The organism is Desulfosalsimonas sp. (genome assembly GCF_055149105.1).
Map to the genome: position 1 here is coordinate 22,248 of NZ_JBSRLA010000031.1, position 17,904 is coordinate 40,151.

25 protein-coding genes and 1 riboswitch are annotated in these 17,904 nt (G+C 53.4%); of the genes, 12 read left to right on the forward strand and 13 right to left on the reverse strand.

Annotated features, from left to right (window positions below; translation table 11 throughout):
* Nucleotides 1-290: 290 nt before the first annotated feature.
* Genes ACTCIA_RS09045 through ACTCIA_RS09070 form a run of 6 tightly spaced genes read right to left on the reverse strand, consistent with a single transcriptional unit; the run spans nt 291 to nt 5,603 of the window.
* Complete coding sequence (locus ACTCIA_RS09045; protein ID WP_463001485.1) at nt 291-1,601, reverse strand: tetratricopeptide repeat protein; 1,311 nt, start codon at nt 1,599-1,601, stop codon at nt 291-293.
* A 17-nt stretch (nt 1,602-1,618) separates the two neighbouring features.
* Nucleotides 1,619-2,314, reverse strand: a complete 696-nt coding sequence (locus ACTCIA_RS09050) for an energy transducer TonB (protein ID WP_463001486.1) — start codon at nt 2,312-2,314, stop codon at nt 1,619-1,621.
* Nucleotides 2,315-2,734 (reverse strand): ExbD/TolR family protein, encoded by a 420-nt coding sequence (locus ACTCIA_RS09055; protein ID WP_463001487.1) that lies wholly within the window; start codon nt 2,732-2,734, stop codon nt 2,315-2,317.
* Between the two features lie 12 nt (nt 2,735-2,746).
* The gene (locus ACTCIA_RS09060; protein WP_463001488.1) at nt 2,747-3,358 is read right to left on the reverse strand and encodes a MotA/TolQ/ExbB proton channel family protein; all 612 of its coding nucleotides are present in this window, start codon (nt 3,356-3,358) and stop codon (nt 2,747-2,749) included.
* Entirely contained in the window at nt 3,355-4,821 is a 1,467-nt protein-coding gene (locus ACTCIA_RS09065; protein WP_463001489.1) for a MotA/TolQ/ExbB proton channel family protein, read from the reverse strand. The genes ACTCIA_RS09060 and ACTCIA_RS09065 overlap by 4 nt, the downstream gene beginning before the upstream one ends.
* Nucleotides 4,818-5,603, reverse strand: a complete 786-nt coding sequence (locus tag ACTCIA_RS09070) for a DUF3450 domain-containing protein (protein ID WP_463001490.1) — start codon at nt 5,601-5,603, stop codon at nt 4,818-4,820. The genes ACTCIA_RS09065 and ACTCIA_RS09070 overlap by 4 nt, the downstream gene beginning before the upstream one ends.
* 405 nt (nt 5,604-6,008) lie before the next feature.
* A riboswitch (cobalamin riboswitch) is annotated at nt 6,009-6,193 on the reverse strand.
* A 152-nt stretch (nt 6,194-6,345) separates the two neighbouring features.
* Here ACTCIA_RS09070 and ACTCIA_RS09075 point away from each other — a divergent pair.
* From ACTCIA_RS09075 to ACTCIA_RS09100, 6 genes are all read left to right on the forward strand, one after another.
* Nucleotides 6,346-6,654 (forward strand): ArsR/SmtB family transcription factor, encoded by a 309-nt coding sequence (locus ACTCIA_RS09075; RefSeq protein ID WP_463001491.1) that lies wholly within the window; start codon nt 6,346-6,348, stop codon nt 6,652-6,654.
* Between the two features lie 164 nt (nt 6,655-6,818).
* On the forward strand, nt 6,819-6,971 hold the full coding sequence (locus ACTCIA_RS09080) for a hypothetical protein (RefSeq protein WP_463001492.1): 153 nt from the start codon (nt 6,819-6,821) through the stop codon (nt 6,969-6,971).
* 18 nt (nt 6,972-6,989) lie between these two features.
* On the forward strand, nt 6,990-7,745 hold the full coding sequence (locus tag ACTCIA_RS09085) for a sulfite exporter TauE/SafE family protein (protein ID WP_463001493.1): 756 nt from the start codon (nt 6,990-6,992) through the stop codon (nt 7,743-7,745).
* Between the two features lie 12 nt (nt 7,746-7,757).
* Nucleotides 7,758-8,960 carry a putative sulfate/molybdate transporter gene (locus tag ACTCIA_RS09090; RefSeq protein WP_463001494.1) on the forward strand — a complete coding sequence of 401 codons (1,203 nt, stop codon included), beginning with the start codon at nt 7,758-7,760 and terminating at the stop codon, nt 8,958-8,960.
* Nucleotides 8,961-8,964: 4 nt separating this feature from the next.
* On the forward strand, nt 8,965-9,939 hold the full coding sequence (locus tag ACTCIA_RS09095) for an ABC transporter ATP-binding protein (RefSeq protein WP_463001495.1): 975 nt from the start codon (nt 8,965-8,967) through the stop codon (nt 9,937-9,939).
* Nucleotides 9,936-10,673 carry an ABC transporter permease gene (locus tag ACTCIA_RS09100; protein WP_463001496.1) on the forward strand — a complete coding sequence of 246 codons (738 nt, stop codon included), beginning with the start codon at nt 9,936-9,938 and terminating at the stop codon, nt 10,671-10,673. The genes ACTCIA_RS09095 and ACTCIA_RS09100 overlap by 4 nt, the downstream gene beginning before the upstream one ends.
* 177 nt (nt 10,674-10,850) lie before the next feature.
* On the opposite strand, the gene ACTCIA_RS09105 is transcribed toward ACTCIA_RS09100, so the two are convergent.
* Nucleotides 10,851-11,639, reverse strand: a complete 789-nt coding sequence (locus ACTCIA_RS09105) for a TSUP family transporter (protein WP_463001497.1) — start codon at nt 11,637-11,639, stop codon at nt 10,851-10,853.
* Nucleotides 11,636-11,935, reverse strand: coding sequence for a PadR family transcriptional regulator (locus ACTCIA_RS09110; RefSeq protein WP_463001498.1), 300 nt, complete (start codon nt 11,933-11,935; stop codon nt 11,636-11,638). The genes ACTCIA_RS09105 and ACTCIA_RS09110 overlap by 4 nt, the downstream gene beginning before the upstream one ends.
* A gap of 231 nt (nt 11,936-12,166) precedes the next feature.
* Here ACTCIA_RS09110 and ACTCIA_RS09115 point away from each other — a divergent pair, with 231 nt between their 5' ends.
* A complete protein-coding gene (locus tag ACTCIA_RS09115; protein WP_463001499.1) occupies nt 12,167-12,406 on the forward strand; it encodes a two-CW domain-containing protein in 240 nt (79 codons plus the stop codon).
* Between the two features lie 52 nt (nt 12,407-12,458).
* On the forward strand, nt 12,459-12,956 hold the full coding sequence (locus tag ACTCIA_RS09120; RefSeq protein WP_463001500.1) for a protein kinase domain-containing protein: 498 nt from the start codon (nt 12,459-12,461) through the stop codon (nt 12,954-12,956).
* Between the two features lie 34 nt (nt 12,957-12,990).
* Here ACTCIA_RS09120 and ACTCIA_RS09125 read toward each other — a convergent pair whose 3' ends face one another.
* Nucleotides 12,991-13,695 carry a hypothetical protein gene (locus ACTCIA_RS09125; protein ID WP_463001501.1) on the reverse strand — a complete coding sequence of 235 codons (705 nt, stop codon included), beginning with the start codon at nt 13,693-13,695 and terminating at the stop codon, nt 12,991-12,993.
* A gap of 208 nt (nt 13,696-13,903) precedes the next feature.
* Between ACTCIA_RS09125 and ACTCIA_RS09130 the strand changes: the two genes are divergently transcribed.
* Nucleotides 13,904-14,314: a hypothetical protein gene (locus ACTCIA_RS09130; protein ID WP_463001502.1), complete on the forward strand. Its 411-nt coding sequence runs from the start codon at nt 13,904-13,906 to the stop codon at nt 14,312-14,314.
* Between the two features lie 7 nt (nt 14,315-14,321).
* On the opposite strand, the gene ACTCIA_RS09135 is transcribed toward ACTCIA_RS09130, so the two are convergent.
* Both ACTCIA_RS09135 and ACTCIA_RS09140 read right to left on the reverse strand, forming a co-directional pair.
* Entirely contained in the window at nt 14,322-14,741 is a 420-nt protein-coding gene (locus tag ACTCIA_RS09135) for a RidA family protein (protein WP_463001503.1), read from the reverse strand.
* A 56-nt stretch (nt 14,742-14,797) separates the two neighbouring features.
* The gene (locus ACTCIA_RS09140; protein ID WP_463001504.1) at nt 14,798-15,163 is read right to left on the reverse strand and encodes a VOC family protein; all 366 of its coding nucleotides are present in this window, start codon (nt 15,161-15,163) and stop codon (nt 14,798-14,800) included.
* Between the two features lie 145 nt (nt 15,164-15,308).
* Between ACTCIA_RS09140 and ACTCIA_RS09145 the strand changes: the two genes are divergently transcribed.
* On the forward strand, nt 15,309-15,518 hold the full coding sequence (locus ACTCIA_RS09145; protein ID WP_463001505.1) for a hypothetical protein: 210 nt from the start codon (nt 15,309-15,311) through the stop codon (nt 15,516-15,518).
* A gap of 7 nt (nt 15,519-15,525) precedes the next feature.
* Here ACTCIA_RS09145 and ACTCIA_RS09150 read toward each other — a convergent pair whose 3' ends face one another.
* Nucleotides 15,526-16,212, reverse strand: coding sequence for a TolC family protein (locus ACTCIA_RS09150; RefSeq protein ID WP_463001506.1), 687 nt, complete (start codon nt 16,210-16,212; stop codon nt 15,526-15,528).
* A 287-nt stretch (nt 16,213-16,499) separates the two neighbouring features.
* Here ACTCIA_RS09150 and ACTCIA_RS09155 point away from each other — a divergent pair, with 287 nt between their 5' ends.
* Together ACTCIA_RS09155 and ACTCIA_RS09160 are read left to right on the forward strand one after the other, a co-directional pair.
* Nucleotides 16,500-17,111, forward strand: coding sequence for a CBS domain-containing protein (locus ACTCIA_RS09155; RefSeq protein ID WP_463001507.1), 612 nt, complete (start codon nt 16,500-16,502; stop codon nt 17,109-17,111).
* A gap of 11 nt (nt 17,112-17,122) precedes the next feature.
* Nucleotides 17,123-17,659, forward strand: a complete 537-nt coding sequence (locus ACTCIA_RS09160; RefSeq protein ID WP_463001508.1) for an HPP family protein — start codon at nt 17,123-17,125, stop codon at nt 17,657-17,659.
* Between the two features lie 10 nt (nt 17,660-17,669).
* On the opposite strand, the gene ACTCIA_RS09165 is transcribed toward ACTCIA_RS09160, so the two are convergent.
* The coding region (locus ACTCIA_RS09165) for a hypothetical protein (protein ID WP_463001509.1) at nt 17,670-17,904 on the reverse strand (235 nt) is incomplete at its 5' end.

Below are 17,904 nucleotides of genomic sequence, written 5' to 3' on the forward strand. Positions count from 1 at the left end.
AGTGATTAAGTGTTAAGTAAAATCAAGAAGTTGTCTCTTTAGTGGTTGGCGGAGATATCCGTTTTAGGACTTTTTACGGCACCATCATTGTTCTCCTTTCCATTTTTCAGTTTCAGGATATGCCCGTGGACGCGGTAAAGCATTGAAGCGGCAGGTATTTGCTGCTATAAAAAAAATGCTTCCCGTTTCACGGGAGGTTTTCCAAAGGGGGCAGCCGCATGGGCCTGGCCGGGCTCGGCTGCCTCCTTATTCAAATACCGGAATTTGAAACACGCCGGGATTGTCGGGGATTATTGCTCCTCTATTCTTTTAATGGCGGCTTTTGCATCCTTTTTATGGTTTTCAAATTCAGCCGCATTTTTAAAATACTGCAAAGCCGCCTCCGTGTCTTGTATCTCCCAGGCGGAGTATCCCGCCATGATCCAGGCGCGGCCTTCCTGGTTTCCTTTGTGTTGGGCGGCCGCGCTGTATGCTTCTGCCGCATCCCTGAACCTGTCCATGCCGTAGAAAAGATCCGCCTTTAACATCATCAGTTCAGGGTCGTTTTCGTGTCCGTCAAACGCCCTTATGGCCTCCAGGGCCTTTTCGGGTTTTCCGAGCTGTTGGAGGGCGGATACCAGGCTTTTTAAAACCGACTTGTCCTGATTTTCTTCCAGAAGCGCCTCGTAATAAGGCTCTGCTTTGACAGGCACCCCGGCCTGCAGGGCAAGATCGCCCAAAAGCTTTTTTTCCTGCTCCGAAAGCGGGGTCAGGTAACTGTAGATCATCATGGCGGTCAATGCCTGGTCATGATCGTTTTGGGATAAGGCCGCGTGTGCCAGAGCCTTCCACCATTTGGGAATTGTGGGGGCCTGTGTTGTGAGCGCAAGGGCGTATTTGCGGGCCGTATCCGGCATGTCGAGTTCAACGTACTGGTGCAAAAGGATTTCCTGCCACTGGATCTGTTTTTCTCCGGTGTATTTTTCAGCCAGCAGCTTTATGTGCGGCAGCGCCTCCCGGTTTTTCCCGGCCTCCAGAAATGCGTACACCAGATTTTCCCGCCACACGGGCTTGATCTCGTCCGGATGGGCCTTAAAGAGCTTCTCAAAAAGATTCAGCGAGTTGCCGGCGGAACCATTTGCAAGCAGACTCACTGCCGCGTAATAAAGGTATGCGGCTTCTTTTTGATCTTCTGCCGCGTATGCTTTTTCAAAGCTTTGCGCTGCCTTTTCGTATTTTTCCTGCTCGTGGAAGACCCGGGCCAGGTTGACCAGGGCGCCGGCATGTTCCGGGCTGCGCTTTACGGCCTGCTGGTATGCCTGCCTTGCCTTTTCCGGGTTTTCCATGGCGTAATGGATGTTTCCGATCATGAAATAGATCTCAGGATGGTGATATCCCCTGGGATCCGCGGCATCCGGGTCAGGGTCTGTTTCATCCGAGCGGGCCTGAAAGTTTTTGAGCTTTTCCAGGGCTTTTTCATAGTTTTCTTCTTCCATTTGCGCATAGGCTTCCGAGAGCACCATCTGTGCGGCAGCAGGCGGCTCAGCGCACAGTCCCGCCCCCGGCCGGATGCTTGCAAGCGCCGCGGCGATCAGAACAATACTGAAAAATTTTGATATCAATCCCGGCATATGCACTTTTAATCCAATTCAAACCGGATGGTGGTCTCTGCCACGGTTTTTACCCTGGTGCCCCCGACAGTGCCGGGTTTAAATCGCCACCGGGAAACGCAGTTGCGCACGGCTTTATCAAAAACGCCCTCAGGCTCCTGTTCCAGGATGGTCACGTCCTCAACCCTTCCCTGCTTGTCCACCACGAACCTGACCTTTACCCATCCCTCGATGTCTCTGCGCTTGGCCCGCAGCGGGTATGTCGGGGGAATGCGGGAAACCGCGGTCAGCGGCCGGTCAAGTTCTCCTGCCGAAAACATGTCTTTGGGGGAATAAGCCTGCGGCTTTGTCATCTCCGGCAGCTCCAGGGAGTCCGGACCCGCGGGCAGCCTTGGATTGATGTCAAAGGGCACGGTCATTTCCGGCTGCGCGGGTTTTTTCGCGGCAGCCTGTTTTTTCGGATCCGGCTTTTCTTCTTCCTTTTCTTTTTCTTCTTCTTTTGCCTCAGGTTCAGGCTCCTCCGGCTCCTGCATGCGGATCACGTTTATCCCGGAGGCGATCTTTTTGTAGGTTTTTATTTCAGGATCGGCCTCAAGCAGGTAGGGCACCAGGGCGAAAATCGCCATGTTCAGAACTGCCGCAGCTGCTGCAGCCATTGCCCATGCCCCGCGTCTTCGCCTGAAAAGCACTCTGAAATAGGAATTGTCGGGCTCTTTTCCCCTCATTTACTTCCCGCCCGGAACATCTGCTGCCAAAGATACATTTTCCGCCCCCGCCCGTCTGCAGCCATCCATTACCTTTATGGCCGTGCCGGTGCTGCTGGCGCGATCAGCCACCACAACCACGGCTCCATCGAGGTTTTCAGCCAGGGCGCGTTCGATGTTGGCCCGCACCGCACGCACGTCTATTTCCTGATTTTCCATGAAAACCCGGTTGTCCGAATCAATTGCGATAAGAATGGAAGCGTCTTCCTTGCTGACAGCGGTTGTGGCGGTGGGCCGGCTGACGTCAATACCGGTTTCCTTCACAAAACTGGTGGTCACGATGAAAAAGATCAGCAGGATGAAAACCATGTCGATCAGGGGCGCAATATTGAGCTCCCGGGTGGTGCTTTTGTTCCGCCTTGCAGATGTTATGTTTATCATGGAGCGTCTCTTTTATAGTTGTCTTCGCAGGTAGTAGCCGATGACCGCAGTGCGCTGCTTTAATTTCTGCGCCCTGCGCTCTAAAAAACCCTTCATGTACATTCCGGGGATCGCCACCAGCAGCCCGGTCTGGGTTGTGATCAGGGCCTCTGAAATTCCGCCGGCCATGGCCCTGGCATTTCCGGTGCCAAACACGGCGATTACGTCAAATGTGACGATCATTCCGATAACCGTTCCCAGAAGCCCCATTAGCGGCGCTGATGCAGCCAGGGCGCCGATGGTGGCAAGATGGTCGTCCATGGACCGGTTGATCTTTAATACGGTCTCGTCGAGTATAAACCGGTCCAGGACCGGATCACCGCTTCTGCTGCGGATAAACTCAGCCACCAGCACCGAAATGGCCCCCTGGTAGTAGGCCGGATCCGGCATCCGGTTTCCCGATATATGCGCCCAGGCCGTTTTCGAACTCATGTTTTTGCGATAAAGCCGCCTGAAGTGCAGGACCCGGTCGATTATCAGCAGCCACATGACAAGGCTTAAAGCCGCCAGCGGAAACATTACGATTCCGCCGCTTTCAAAATACTGATTCATCCGGTATAGGGCTGTGAACAGGTCCTGGATCATTTCTGCCGGTTTTCCCCGCTGTTGTGTTCATGCCCGCCGCGGCTTTTATGGGCTATGTTGACAAGGGCCACCGCATTTTGCTCCATTTCGCCGATTTCTTTTTCCACGGCCCTGTTAAGCCAGGTGTGGGCCATGAGCATGGGTATGGCTACCGCCAGCCCCAGCATGGTGGTTACAAGGGCCTCAGAGATCCCGCCTGACATGATGCGCGGATCACCGGTGCCGTGGGTGGTGATGACGTGGAAAGTGTTGATCATCCCGGTAACTGTGCCCAAAAGCCCCAGAAGCGGCGCAATGGCGGCCAGCATGCCCAGGGTGGACAAAAATCTTTCCATGGGCGGGATTTCCCTTAATATCGCCTCCTGCAGGGCGTTTTCCATTTCTTCCCTGGGCATGTGGCAGCAGTCAAGGCCCGCGCCGATAACCCGCGGAAGCGGCTTTGTCCCGTGACCGTCGCAGGCCTGCCTGCATTTTTCAAACCTGCCCTGTTTGACCAGGTCTCTAACAGAACGCATGAAACCCTCTGCATCAAATCTTCTGCGCAGCAGAAAAGTCGTTCTTTCCGCGATGATGAGAAGGCCCAGGCCCAGAAGAAACAGGATCGGCCATACAATGGGGCCGCCCTCTGAAATCTGCTCTGCAAGGCTTAACTCATGGGTTAGCTGGCGCAGGGCGCCTCCACGGGTGATATCCATGGGCACTGCCATGGATTTGCCGTCCATGTAGTCGTTGATTTTTCTTTGCATGCCACCTGAGGGAAGACTGGAAAGGGCAAAGAGCTGCCCGGTGCCGGGGGAATGTTTCAGAAAACCGGTTTCCTGGTCAGTCCTGTATGCTGCTGTAAAATTGCCTATGAGCAGGATTTCGGCCCTGGATTCCTCTCCTGAGCGGTCAACAATGGTGCCGTCTTTAACCCGGACGTTTCCGGACAGCCGGACCTGTTTGTAAAGGACTTCCGCCATCATCCGGATATCTTCCATGCCCGGAAATTTACGCTTTTCTGCGATGCTTTCAAGAACTGCCCGCGCTCCGGGCGCCAGGGGGTTTTGGAGGCTGCCTTCTGCAAGACCGGCAATATCGTCTGCATTGGCCTTTATTGTTCCGGCCAGTTCGCTTACAATCCTGTCTGTTTCGGCAAGCTCGCTGTCAAGTTCCTTTTCCCTGGCGGAAAGCGCTTCCATGTCTTTTTCCAGGGAGGTGATGTTTTTCTCCTGCTGTTGGGTTTCTTTCTCCAGACCGGCAATGGCCTGTTTGAGGGTCTTTCTGCTTTTCATGATTTCCTGCCGGGTTTGACCGGCTTCTTGTTCGGCGGCCTTTTTTTCCTGTTTTGCCTGGTTTTCAAGGTTCTGTCGCTGCATGCGGGCCTTTATCTGCAGCTCGCGCATGTCCTGCTGGGCAAAAACAGGGGCGAAGGAAAAAAGGACACAGGCGGCGGCAAATACAGTCAGGATCTTTTTTTTCATTTCACCACCATCCTTCCCAGCGGCAGGGTGAGCAGTTCGGCCGGCTGCCGTTGGGCGGCGATGTCAATGGCCGCGGCAATATTGCTGTTGTATTTTGCCGGAAGCTTTTCCCATCGGTTTTCCGCCGCGTTAAACCAGCCGCATTCCTCCTGGTCCATGGTCTGGTAAAACAGGCTGATTCTTCCCAGGCGGAAGATATTCGTCCTGAGGCTGCGGCCATCGACTTCAATGCTTTTTTGACAGGCCTCGATGGTGTTTCCGTATTCAGCCTCCACCAGCAGGGCCTCCATGACCCTGCGGTATTTTTCGCTCACTGATTTGCCGGGATCTGCAGTCAATTCCCGGATCCGCTCCAGTCTTTTTTCCCGCTCCGCTGCAAGAAAGGGCAGATCGTTTTCAACCACCTCTTCGAGCCTGTCTGCGGTCTGCATGATAAAGGGTTCGATGTCTTCGGTGATCTGCTCTATATCTGCGAGCTTTTTTTCCTTACCGGCAATGCGATTTTCAGCAGCAGCCTTTTTTCTCTCCAAAAGCGCCTGCTTTTTTTCCAGCCGTGTTTTTTTGTCCTGAAGCCGGTCATAAGCAGCGGCAAGCTCCTGTTTTTCCTCCTGCCACTGTTCGCGTTCTTTCTGGGTCTGTTTGCGGATCTGCACTGACTCGGAGACGTTGCTGCGCACCTTTTCGCCGGTATCGCCGCCTTCCGCGGTTTGCGCGGGGCAAATACGGACAAGAAACAGTGCCAGAAAAACGCCCGTCAGTATCGCCGTGAATTTCAATTTCATATTCAAGCTCCTGATCCCGTAATTTTATATTTTCAAATATGATGGCAAAGTAAAAAGCCCAATATCTGCGCTGCATCCCTGCAGCACACAAAAAAAAGCCACAAAGGCAGATACAGGTCTTTTCTCCTGTTTCAGCCTTCGTGGCTTTTGAGTGCGGTCCTGCATTCGTGCACGCCTTGGGCCTGCACAAATGATGCTGTTTTTACAAAACACTTTATGGAAATGCTTCTGATTTCCGATTGCTTTATGCTGATATGCATAGTCAAAAGTTTCCGCTGCTGTCAACAGAAATTTCTTCAGGCCGCATCGGCCCAATAAAAAATCCCGGATCGCCTAAACGATCCGGGATTTCCCTTTTTTATCCGCAGATTCATTCCGGGGCATAACCCTGCCAGCGTAGCCAAACCCCTTGCATCTGTTCAGGCAGGTCTTCTGACTCACGGATCAATCTACTGACTGCGCCTTCCCGATCTTATTGACCAGTGGCATTGTGCAGCTTTCGTCCCCGTTTACAGCGGCGGGCCCGTCCCCGATTCACACGGGGTTCCCTGTTAGGCTTTGTTAAAAGCACCCGGACAGATCAAATTTTAAGCATATGTTTATAATAATGCAAAAAGCGCCTTGTCAAGGGAAATCCTTTCCCTGTCAATGTCATCTTCACATATGCATGAAATTTTTTCCATTGACAGGCTTGCATGTGCATAATAGCATCTGCGTAATTGCTTAATCAAATGGAGAATGAATGCCAACTGCGGAAAACGCGGCCCGGATATTCAAGGTGCTCTCGGTGGATACGCGGGTGCGCATGCTCGAACTGCTCAAAAACCGCACACTGTGTGTAAACGCAATGGCCAAGTCATTGAATATCTCCCCGGCGGCCGTTTCCCAGCATTTGCGGATACTGCGGGACGCAGACATTGTGGTGGCCGAAAAGCGCGGCTATTTCGTCCATTACCGGGTCAATGAAAAAACCATGGAAAAATGGCAAAAGACCGCGGAAAATGTGCTGAACCCGAAGCCGGAGAAAAAATTTATTATCACCGGCAAATAAAAAATAAGCCTGTAAAAAGTCTTTTTTACAGGCAGTGTTAAGTTTTAAGTGATTAAGTGTTAAGTAAAATCAAGAAGTTATTTTTTTATTGGTTGGCGATTATGCCAATTTTAGGACTTTTACGGTGCCATTGATAAAAAATCAAACAAAAAAGGAGGTCAGCCATGTGTGAAACCAACAATTGCTGTCAAAAACCGGAAATGCTAAAAGAGGCGCCCGGAAAATGCACCACCGAGCAGATCCGCATTTGCCACGGCGACGTGAAAAATCACCCCTGCACAAACGGCCGGCAGGAATCTGAAACAAGCAAAGAATAGGCAGCGGGCGCTTCTGACATGAACATCTCTGTTGTACTTTTTGCCGCCATATTTTTCATTTCGCTTCTGCTGACAATGGTGGGGCTGGGCGGCGGACTTATCTTTTCCCCGCTTTTTGTGATCCTGGGGTTTGGAAAGTCCGCCGCCGCCTCGGCCTCATTGTTTTTAAACCTGGTGGCGGCTGGATCGGCCGCGTATGCGTACGCGCGCAAAAAAATGGTGGATTTCTCCCTTTCCATCCCTTTAATCGTGTCCTCTGCCATAGCCGCGCCCGTGGGCTCCTGGTTAAATGTCCGCATCGCTCTCGGGCCGTTTCTTCTGATAATGGCTGCAGTACTTGCCGCAGCCGCCATTCGCATGATGTTTTCCCCGTCCGGGCAGGAAGGGGGAAGCAATCTTGCGCCGTGGAAAAAAATGACCGGCGGCATCGGCATCGGCGCCTGCATCGGGCTGCTGGGCGGGCTTCTGGGAATCGGCGGCGGGGTGTTTGTGGTGCCGCTTTTAATTTACGTGCTCAAAACCCCAACCAAAATTGCCGCCGCGTCATCCACGTTTATCGTGTGCTTTTCCTCGCTGACAGGCTTTCTGGGCTATGCCTCCATGGAGGCGGTCAACTGGTGGTTTATCCTGCCTGCGGCCGCAGCCTCGTTTGCCGGGGGCCAGGCCGGGGCCAGAATCATGAGCACCCGGATGAAGGGCAAAACCGTACGCGTTTTGTTCAGCCTCGTGCTTTTTGCCATGTGTGTCAGGCTCTTGCACCAGTACTTTGCATAGCAGAAAGGAAGCATGATGTCCGAGACTTTCAGATTCAACCGCATGGAGCTTGCAGGCTCCCTGGGGGATCTGGGCACACTTCTGCCCATTGCCATTGCCATGGTGCTGGTAAACGGTCTGGACCCGCTGGGCCTGTTTTTGAGCATTGGGATCTTTTTCATACTTTCGGGGATTTATTTCGGTATAACGGTGCCGGTCCAGCCCATGAAGGTCATCGGCGCCTATGCCATTGCCACATCGCTTAGCGCAGACCAGATTCTTGCCTCGTCTCTGCTCATGGGGATTTTTCTTTTGATTGTCGGGGTGACCGGGGCAATCGACCTGATCCGAAAAGCCACTCCGCAGTCGGTCATCCGGGGGGTTCAGCTTTCCACGGGCGCGCTTCTGATTTCCGGGGGCATCAAGTTTATCATCGGAAATTCGCGGTTCCAGCAAATCCACGATGCAGTGGAGCCCTACCTGGCCTTCCAGTCCATCGGACCGGTTCCGATCAGCATGGTCATCGGCGGTATTGCCGCAGTTATCACCCTTCTTTTGCTGGACAACAAAAAATTCCCCGCAGGCCTGATCGTGGTAGCCGGCGGCCTTGCAGCCGGCCTTGCCCTGGGGGCAAGAGTGGACTTGGGAGATGGCGGAATCGGGTTTCACGTGCCCGGGTTGTTTGCCTTCGGACTGCCGGGAAAGGTTGATTTCACCTTTGCTCTGTTTGCCCTGGTTCTGCCCCAGCTTCCCATGAGCCTGGGCAATGCAGTGCTGGCTTATACGGATCTTTCCAAAGAATATTTCGGCGAGCGCTCGAAAAAAGTAACCAATCGAGCCGCCTGCATCAGCATGGCACTTGCCAATTTCATGAGCTTTGCCCTGGGCGGAATGCCGCTTTGCCACGGCGCGGGCGGACTGGCCGCCCATTACCGGTTCGGCGCGCGAACAGCCGGCTCCAACCTGATGATTGGGGGGCTCTTTGCCGTGCTGGCGCTTGTGCTGGGCGAAAACATCATCAGCGTGCTAAACCTTCTGCCAATGGCCATCCTGGGCGTTCTGCTGGTGTTTGCAGGAGCCCAGCTCAGCCTGACCATAATGGATCTTACCAGCCGCAAGGATTATTTCGCGGCCACCCTGATTCTGGGCATTACCCTGGCATCCAACCTGGCAGTGGGTTTTATTGCCGGGATGATCGTGGCCTGGATACTGAGATGGGACAAACTATCGGTTTAATAGAATGAATCCATCCATTGTTGTTGAAAATCTTTCCAAGCGTTTTGAAAATGTGACGGCGGTTTCCGGGGTTTCTTTTTCCGTGGGCAAGGGCGAGCTGTTTGGCTTTCTGGGTCCAAATGGTGCGGGCAAGACCACCACGATCAATATGTTAACCGGCCTGGCCCGCCCGGACACGGGCACAATCCGGATTGCCGGGATCGACTGCACGCAGAAAAACCGGCAGGCCCAGCATTTGATCGGCGTGGTCCCGGATGAAAGCAACCTGTATCCCGAACTTTCGGGTTTTGACAACCTGTGCTTCTGCGCCGCGTTATACGGAATGGCAAAGCAGGAAAGACAGACCCGGGCGCGGGAACTGCTGGCGGACTTCGGACTCAAAGACGCGGCAGAACGGCGGTTTTCAGGATATTCCAAGGGCATGAAGCGCAAGCTCACCATTGCCGCAGGCATTATCCACAAACCGGAAATTCTTTTTTTAGACGAGCCCACCACCGGCATTGATGTTGCCAGCGCCCGGCATCTGCGTCAGTTAATAGACGACCTGCACCGGGGCGGCACCACCATATTTCTGACCACCCATTATATCGAAGAAGCAGAACGGCTTTGCGACCGCATTGCCTTTATCGTCTCGGGCCGCATAGTGGAAATCAGCAGCGTGGCTGACCTGCTCCAGCCCCTGCAGGCAAAACACGTGGTGGAAATTGCCTGCGAAAACCCCGAAGACAGAATAACAGAAAGGCTTTCCGGGGCCTTTGCCGGATTGGCGTTTTCATCCCCGAAACAGGGCACCATCCGGGTGGAGGCCGACAAAGCCGTCAAGGCCGGCGCGATTGTTCATTTTCTGGAAGAACAGGGGTTTGAAGTGTCAGAGGCAAAAAAAATCAGGCCGTCTCTGGAGGAAATCTTTGTCCGGATCACCGGCATTGAGGCCAATGCCCTGGAAAACGGGAATCAAAAGGGAAGCCGTATGAAATGAAAGCCTGGATTGCTTTTTCCAATATCGTGTTAAAGGACATACGGACCTATTACTTAAAACCGCCCAATATCAGCTGGGGGCTCATATTCCCTCTGGCCTGGACAGGCATGTTTTTCATCAAGTCCGGAAGCGGTCTTGGCTCCATCCCCGCGCTGCTGCCTGCGGTGGTGGCCGTGTCCATCCTGTTTGGCACCACCTCCATGCTGGCGGTGACCGTGACATTTGAAAAAAAGCAGCGCTCCTTTGAACGGCTGCTGCTGGCCCCGATTTCCCTGGAACTGCTGATGCTGGCCAAAACCGGGGGAGCCATTTTGTTTGGCACGGCAAACGCTTTTGTGCCGGTGATCATGGCCGCTTTTTTAATGGATATGTCAGAAATTGCCTGGGCTGCATTTGTCCCGGCCGTGATCATGATCGCCGTGGCATCGACCTTTCTGGGGCTTTTTATTGCCGTGGCCGTCAGTGAGGTGTTTGAGGCCCAGACCTTTTCCAACTTTTTCCGGTTTCCCATGATTTTTCTCTGCGGGCTGTTTTTCCCCATCGCGCATCTGCCGGCTTTTTTAAAGCCGGTCTCCTATGCCCTGCCCCTGACCTACGGGGTGGACGTGCTCCACGGGGCCGTGCACGGGGCCCACATCATGCCTTACTCACTGGACCTGTCCATACTGGCGGCTTTCTGCATCGGGCTGTTTATGTTGAGCCTTCGCAATATAAAGAAAAACTGGATAGCCTGATCACAAAACCAGTGCCCAAAAAACCGGTTGAAACCCGGACCCCGGAGCCGCGGTCATCCAGGCGGCCACAATCGGGCTGCGGCCCGGGATCATGACATCCGTGACCACCATGATGGGATATGTTCCCCTGGCCGCCGGCATGGGCGAAGGCGGTGATCTGAACCGCTTGAATTCAAATCAGATTATGCCCGCCATCAGACAGACGGAAATCCCCAACAGCAAAACGCCTGCAATGGTTTGAACTGTCGTCATGGTGACCTTGTGCAGCCAGCGCTTGCCAATGATCACTCCGATAAACGCAGCCCCGGTTCCAGCGGCGATCAGGGGCCATTGTTTTGCGCCGATGGGACTGGCGGCACCTGCGGCCAAAAACAAGAACCCATAGGCAAGAATCCGGGCCATGTCCACCATAAAGCCGATAAAGGCATTGGTGCCCACAAACGCCTCGGTGGAGACCCCTGTCTTTAGCAGAAAGGCCGATCGCAGCGCCCCCTGATGGCCGGACAGGCCCCCGAAAAAGCCAGACAGCAGCCCACCCCACAAAAGGTGCCGACGATCGATCTTTAAATTCCGAAGCAGGGGAAGCAGCTCAAACATGGCAAAAATCAGCACCAGAATCCCCATCACCAGCTTGACCGGTGTTATTACGGCGATTTTCGCGCCGATGGAATAAGTGGCCAGGGCGTCAAAGCCCGATACATAGCCAAGTGCGGCGGCGCCGGCAAACGCGGCTATGATGGCCGGCATGCCGAAGCGCAGCACAAGTTCCCGGTCGGCATGCCGGCCCACCATGAGGACCTTGAAAATATTGTTGGCCCCGTGCACCACCGCTGTTGCCGCTACTGCCACATGCACGGGGAAAAAGATTGCAAATACAGGCATCAGCAGGGTGCCGAGGCCGAAGCCGGAATAAAGGGTGAGACCGGACACAAAAAGGGCCGCCCCGCAAACAACAAGATAAATCATTGTTCTATGACCTCCTGGTAAAGCTCTTTGATTTTTCCCCGCATGCGGTTTAAAAGCTTTCTGCCCTCAGGCGTGATCCGGTAATATTTCCGCTGTTTGTGGGCCACTGTGCGGGTTTCGCAGATCAAAAATCCGCCGGCCTCCATTTTGGAAAGTGTCGGATACAGGGTCCCCGGGCTGACTTCATACCCGTGGCCGGCGAGTTCCTCCATCAGGCCTACGCCGAAAACCGCCTCCTTGTCTGCATGATAGAGAATATGGATCTTGATAAATGCCAGTTCCAAATCCCGAATCATTGCGCCTCCTTTTTTTTTTGCATAATCAATATCGAGACATAATATCGCATTTCGATATTATCAAATTTTATTTAAAAATCCACTTATTGCTACGGTAAAAAAGCCGCACCAAACAATTCCGCTTTCTTGACTTAAATCAATGCAGACCCGAAAATTTCATGAGATCAAACAGATAACATGGGAGAAGTCTTTTGCGCCGATCACGGCCGGGCTGTGAAAGGAGGAGAAAAAATGGACAAAACCATTGAAAACTGCTGGGAATTCATGAAATACGGCAGGGAGCCGGGCGGCAGCCGGGCAGACGAGTTCGGGGTCTGCCCGGCCGCGACAGATGCCAGCTTTAACGAAATCAACGCCGGCAGAAATGGCGGCCGGATCTGCTGGGCCGTGGCCGGCACCTTTTGCGACAACCAGGTTCAGGGAACTTTTAAACATTTTCGTTCAGGCCGACGGGCGGCTCAAAATCCTTGACTTCGGCCTGGCCTGCCCGGTGGGCACGGAAACCTATTAATTTTTCGGGCAGATGCACTACAACGCCCCGGAACAGATCCTGGGCGATCCGGTGGACCCGCGAACCGATATCTATTCCCTGGCGGTGCTGGCATATGAAATGATCACCGGGCAAAAACCATACGGCGATGCACCGCTGGCCCATATCATCAAAATGCATCGCCTCCATGACGTGCCCGACCCGGCCGCGGTTCTCCCCGAAATCCCCGAAGCCCTGCAGAAGTTTATCTGCAAAGCCGGCCGCTGCAATCCCGAAGACCGCTATCAGGATACTGCAGAGGCCATGGCCCGGCTCCTGCCCCTGGCCCGGGAAACGGAAAACAAGGCCTGGAGCCAGCCGGAACGAAAAACCAGCGCTGAAACAGCCGTGATTCAACTTTCCTGCAAACAGGAACAAAAAGACCAGCTTTTCGGCCTGATCAAGGAATTGCGCCAAAAAGCCGAGGCCGCCGGCATTCACTGCCGAATTGCCATAAACGAAAATGCCGGCAAGGTTTCAGATGTCCCATAATGGCCGGACATTCATCGCCGGGACCACGCGCTTTTCAGTTCCCCCATAGCTGTTTGATTTTTTCCCGAACGGCCGTGTTGCCCATGTAAAAATCTGGCATGTGATGTTTTTTAAGTTCAGGGATATGCACAAAGTATTCAATGAGCTGTGCTTTTATCAAGTCAGGCCTGATTTCCGGATGATAGCCGGCCCGGCTATGGTACTCCTTTAACAGCTTTGAGCCGCTTTTCACCTGGATAACGGTTTCAAAATCCAATCCCAGGGGGTCCGGTCCGGACCTGCTGTCGGTTACCCGGGTATACATCTCGATTTTGTTTTTCCCGGCGCGGACCTTTTTAACGGCAATGGGCCAGTAAAGTTCCGGGTCCCAGACAAAACCCGGCTTCTTGGTGACTTTGGCCTTTTTCAGGCCGGCCATTTTTTCATAATCCAGATCTATTCCGAGATCCCGCTGAAGCAGCTCGGCGAGATCTTTCATGAATTTGGGTTCCGGGCTGTTGTTATACCGCCGGGTGGGTGCTTCCATGATGACCGGATAAACAAATTGAAAATCCTCTGTATCCTTAACGGTTGGGAACGGCTGGACAATGAGCTCATTTCTGGCAAACTCGAAAGTGTTTGAATCCAGGCCGCTGACAATCTGATCGGCTTCCGTGCCTGAAACAGGTTTTTTGGCCCCTCCGCAGCCCGCCGCAAGGACAAACAGTACCAGGATCAAAAACATTGCTCTGATTTTCATGATTTTTCCTTTCTTTTCAAAGAAATTGCACCAATGCTAAATGGTTTGCCAATTCCGGCGAAAAAAACATTGCACCCCAATAGGATAAAATCGTAAAAAGCTTTTTACGAAACCATCGGGCAATAAACATCAAAAATCAGAAAAATGCAAACACAAAGGGCCGGCAGCGGTTTGGCCGGCTGAACAGACCCGGACAGGAATTGACTTGATGCGGATTTCCCTACACTCCATATGCCTGCTGGCGATTTTGTGCATATCGTTTCCGGGATGCCGTGCGGATGCATTCGTTGATGTGCAAAACTATGTCCGCGACAACTACGCGCAGTCATCTGACATTGCATCTTCAGCCGAACGCATTGATTTTGCGGTGCATGCGTCCAACAGGCAATACGCTGTGCTCACAGAGGCACAGACCCCGGGGCGCCCCGGAGCACTGGCCGATACATGGTATGTGATCTGTGTGCAAAAAACACAAGGCCGCTGGCAGGTAATCTATGACCTGACCCGTTCGGATGTGCCGGCTGAGGCTGAACTCAAACACATCCGGCAAACCTTTCCCAAAGACTTTCCCAAAGCGCTTCTGCCCGCGTACTGGCAAAAAATGCTCAACGGGGCATAAAGCCCCGTCAGGCGTCCTGTTTGCTGCTGCCGCTGCCGATCACGGCCGTGGCGCGGATTTCGCACAAAAGCCCGGGCATCACCAGTTCTGTAACCCCCACGGCTGTCCAGGCGGGAAAATCTTCAGGGATAAACTCGGCCTTGACTTTCAAAAATTTGCCGATTTCCTTCATGGATGTATGATAGGTCACCAGTTCCACCACGTCTTCCAGGCCGGCGCCGGCCTCGGCCAGCACCCGCTGCAGTGCGGAAAATGCAGCCCGGGCCTGGGCCTCGATGCCTTCAAGGGGCTTTGTGTTTTCATCAATGCCCACCTGGCCGGATACCCAGACACTGTTTCCGGTGCGCACCGCCTGGGAAAACTGAAAATGCTGATAAATCTGCTCGGCTCCCGGGGGATTGATCAGGGTTTTTCCTGAAGATTGCATAAAAAGATACCTCCCTGGTGTAAAAAATGATCCTTGATTTGTTTTCCTTTTGATAACTATGGCTTCTCCTGCCAGATTTCGATCCGGTGGCCTTCCGGATCATAAAAATAAAACACCCGTGCACCCCAGGGATGATCCCGGATATGGGTGGGCGCAAGACCGGATGCATTTATCTGCGCCCGGACCGATTCAATGGCTTCGACTTCCAGGGCCAGGGTGATGCCGGCACCGCCGCAGCTTTTGACCGAAGCCCGGCTTTGATCGGCAATGCTCAGCCGGGCCCCGCCTGCCAGGCGGAACTCCACAAACCAATCGTTTGCGAAATTAACCGGCAGGCTGAGCCGGTCTTTGTAAAACGCAACGGTCTGCTGCCAGTTTTTGCAATAAAGAATGGTGTTTACGGTTTTCAGCGCCTGCTCCATGACACACCCGCTTTCTGTATTCTGATGTTCAAACTTGACATTTTATCTCACAGACTGCAAACAACAGCCAGATTTGATGGCACCGTAAAAAGTCTGATTTCAGATGGCGCCATCAAATTTATAACCCCAAAAAGAAGCTTTGCATATGGAAGAGACAATGATTGCCTGCCAGGATAACCCGGAAGTGTTCTGGAACGCTTTCCGGCTGGCCAATATGATGCTCGAGGGCATGGACGACGTGAACATGTTTTTAAACGGTCCTTCTGTGCGCTACGAGCAGCTGAATTCCGAACAGTTTTCGCTAAAGGAGCTGGCCAAAATCTTTACCCTTTCAGAAGGCCGGCTCCTGGCCTGAGGAAAGCTCATGGACCTCCACGGCGTGGAGGAAGGATACTGCAAATGGACCGGATGCGCTCGTCTTCGAGTTCCAGCAGGAAACGCTGGGCGTCGAGCACGTTATAAAAATCCGCAAGCCCGGCTTTGTACCGGTCCCGTGCCAGAAACTCGGTGCGCCGGCCCGCGTCAACAGCCTTTTCCAGTGATGCCTGCCGGATCTGCTCCCTGGAATAGGCGGTCAGGGTGTCCTCGATTTCCTGCCGGGCGTTTAGCACCGCGGACTCATAGGCAATCAGGGCCTGCTTCTGCTTTTCTGTCTGCAAATCAATGTTTAGCCGAAGGGCCCGGCCGTGGAAAATGTTCCATGACACCCCGGGCCCCGCATTCCAGAACCGGCTTCCGGCATCCAAAAAATCGCTGCCCGAATCCAGGGCCTCCAGCCCGATGGTTCCCAGCAGGCGAAACTTTGGATACAATTCCGCAGTGGCCGCAGCGATCCGGGCGGTCTGGGCCGCCAACTGCCTTTCGGCCTGCCGGATATCGGGCCGGCGGCGCATGGCATCGGCCGGAAACCCCACCGCCACATATTTTGGGACTGCGGGAACCGACCGCTTTGGCGCAAGCTTTTCATCCAGGGCGCCCGGCGCCTGACCCAGCAGCACGGCCGGCCGGTTTTTGGCTGCGGTCAGCCCGCTTTCCAGCCTTGATATCACAGCACAGCTGCTTTCCACCTAATTTGAGCGATTTTCAAGTTTGCCGTAGATACAAGGAAGATGCGGACTCGCTATAGTCAACTATGCGAGGTTGCATCTGACGCAGTAGCTGCGGTAAAATTGAAAATCCCGGAGGGTTTCAGATTTTTAAAATATAACTTGGTGTTATCCTTTAAAATTAATTGCTTTTAAAAATCTGAAACGCTCAATTTAGGTGAGAGAAATATCCAAAAAACAGTTAAAGTTCAATGGAACCGATTAAAACAGGTATAGAGGGGAGGTATGTAATGCAGTTTAACTCTGATGGTCCGGGCGGCTCGCCCGTGGATCTTGAAAACCAGGACATTATCGCCGCCATGAAGGAAATGCAGGGCTATATTGATATCACGCCCGCAGATTTCATGGAGATCTATCGTGTCGCCTACAATCATGCCGTGGACCGGATCGCCAAATCCATGCACGCCAAAGACGTCATGACCCGGCAGGTGGTCTGCGTTAACCCGGAAACCTCCCTGCTGGAAACCGCAGAGCGCATGGCCGCGGCCAACATCTCGGGCATTCCGGTTGTAAATGAACAAAATGAAGTGCTGGGCGTGATTTCGGAAAAGGATTTTCTCCAAAAAATGGGGGCTGAGCCCTCGGGCTCATTTATGGGCGTTATCAGCCAGTGCCTGAAAAACAAGGGGTGCGTGGCGCTTCCCATCCGGGGCAAAACCGCGGCAGATATCATGTCCGCCCCTGCGGTGACCGTGGCGCGGGAACGCCCCCTGTCGGAGATTTCCCGATTGTTTGCCGAAAAACAAATCAACCGGGTGCCGGTGGTGGACCCGGATGGCAAAATTGCGGGTATTGTCAGCCGTGCCGACATGGTGAGATCATTTTTTGCAAAGATATGTTAAAGGAAAAACGCATGCAATATTTCAAAAAAATGAAAGGCGTTACCTCAAGCCCGCCCAGGGTCAGCTTTTCGGAAATGCTCTGGTCCTGGGGGGGGTCTTTTTTGGGCATTGCGGCAGTCGCCCTGATTCACTACAAAATACTGCCAGAATCGGATCTGGTGATGATCATCGGCTCCTTTGGCGCCTCTGCGGTGCTGATCTACGGGGCCATCAGAAGTCCCCTGGCCCAGCCCAGAAACCTCATGGGCGGACACATGATTTCCGCTGTGATCGGGGTGGCGGCATTCAAACTGCTCGGGGCCAGCATGCCCCTGGCTGCAGCTGTTGCGGTTGCCACGGCAATCTTTGCCATGCACGCCACCAAGACCCTCCATCCTCCCGGCGGGGCCACCGCCCTGATCGCAGTGATCGGAAGCGCCAAAATCCACGCCCTGGGCTTCTGGTACGTGCTGGTTCCGGCCGGGCTTGGCGCTGTTGTGATGCTGGCCGTGGCTCTGCTGATCAACAATCTCGCCCCCCGTCGCCGCTACCCGGAATTCTGGTTTTAAAGAATAAGAATCAAATATCTTTACGTGAGGCCGATTTCCTGCTATCAATAACCGAATAACCTATGGTTTGGGGTGTCTGCAACAGCAATCCGGAAGACAGCCCAAACCACCTTGTTTCTTTAAAGAGCCACTGTTGATGCGGTCGTAAAAAGTCTGATTTCAGATGGCGCTGTAAAAAGTTCAAGATCAAGGCTTGCGCAATTTCGAAGAATGCAGCGTACTTGGCCGTACGTGAAATTCTGAGA

Excerpts from the sequence above, each read along its gene's own strand:
- ACTCIA_RS09050 (WP_463001486.1), bottom strand. The coding sequence starts at position 2,314 with ATGAGGGGAAAAGAGCCCGACAATTCCTATTTCAGAGTGCTTTTCAGG.
- ACTCIA_RS09055 (WP_463001487.1), bottom strand. The coding sequence starts at position 2,734 with ATGATAAACATAACATCTGCAAGGCGGAACAAAAGCACCACCCGGGAG.
- ACTCIA_RS09060 (WP_463001488.1), bottom strand. The coding sequence starts at position 3,358 with ATGATCCAGGACCTGTTCACAGCCCTATACCGGATGAATCAGTATTTT.
- ACTCIA_RS09065 (WP_463001489.1), bottom strand. The coding sequence starts at position 4,821 with ATGAAAAAAAAGATCCTGACTGTATTTGCCGCCGCCTGTGTCCTTTTT.
- ACTCIA_RS09070 (WP_463001490.1), bottom strand. The coding sequence starts at position 5,603 with ATGAAATTGAAATTCACGGCGATACTGACGGGCGTTTTTCTGGCACTG.
- ACTCIA_RS09075 (WP_463001491.1), top strand. The coding sequence starts at position 6,346 with ATGCCAACTGCGGAAAACGCGGCCCGGATATTCAAGGTGCTCTCGGTG.
- ACTCIA_RS09080 (WP_463001492.1), top strand. The coding sequence starts at position 6,819 with ATGTGTGAAACCAACAATTGCTGTCAAAAACCGGAAATGCTAAAAGAG.
- ACTCIA_RS09085 (WP_463001493.1), top strand. The coding sequence starts at position 6,990 with ATGAACATCTCTGTTGTACTTTTTGCCGCCATATTTTTCATTTCGCTT.
- ACTCIA_RS09090 (WP_463001494.1), top strand. The coding sequence starts at position 7,758 with ATGATGTCCGAGACTTTCAGATTCAACCGCATGGAGCTTGCAGGCTCC.
- ACTCIA_RS09095 (WP_463001495.1), top strand. The coding sequence starts at position 8,965 with ATGAATCCATCCATTGTTGTTGAAAATCTTTCCAAGCGTTTTGAAAAT.
- ACTCIA_RS09100 (WP_463001496.1), top strand. The coding sequence starts at position 9,936 with ATGAAAGCCTGGATTGCTTTTTCCAATATCGTGTTAAAGGACATACGG.
- ACTCIA_RS09105 (WP_463001497.1), bottom strand. The coding sequence starts at position 11,639 with ATGATTTATCTTGTTGTTTGCGGGGCGGCCCTTTTTGTGTCCGGTCTC.
- ACTCIA_RS09110 (WP_463001498.1), bottom strand. The coding sequence starts at position 11,935 with ATGATTCGGGATTTGGAACTGGCATTTATCAAGATCCATATTCTCTAT.
- ACTCIA_RS09115 (WP_463001499.1), top strand. The coding sequence starts at position 12,167 with ATGGACAAAACCATTGAAAACTGCTGGGAATTCATGAAATACGGCAGG.
- ACTCIA_RS09120 (WP_463001500.1), top strand. The coding sequence starts at position 12,459 with ATGCACTACAACGCCCCGGAACAGATCCTGGGCGATCCGGTGGACCCG.
- ACTCIA_RS09125 (WP_463001501.1), bottom strand. The coding sequence starts at position 13,695 with ATGAAAATCAGAGCAATGTTTTTGATCCTGGTACTGTTTGTCCTTGCG.
- ACTCIA_RS09130 (WP_463001502.1), top strand. The coding sequence starts at position 13,904 with ATGCGGATTTCCCTACACTCCATATGCCTGCTGGCGATTTTGTGCATA.
- ACTCIA_RS09135 (WP_463001503.1), bottom strand. The coding sequence starts at position 14,741 with ATGCAATCTTCAGGAAAAACCCTGATCAATCCCCCGGGAGCCGAGCAG.
- ACTCIA_RS09140 (WP_463001504.1), bottom strand. The coding sequence starts at position 15,163 with ATGGAGCAGGCGCTGAAAACCGTAAACACCATTCTTTATTGCAAAAAC.
- ACTCIA_RS09145 (WP_463001505.1), top strand. The coding sequence starts at position 15,309 with ATGGAAGAGACAATGATTGCCTGCCAGGATAACCCGGAAGTGTTCTGG.
- ACTCIA_RS09155 (WP_463001507.1), top strand. The coding sequence starts at position 16,500 with ATGCAGTTTAACTCTGATGGTCCGGGCGGCTCGCCCGTGGATCTTGAA.
- ACTCIA_RS09160 (WP_463001508.1), top strand. The coding sequence starts at position 17,123 with ATGCAATATTTCAAAAAAATGAAAGGCGTTACCTCAAGCCCGCCCAGG.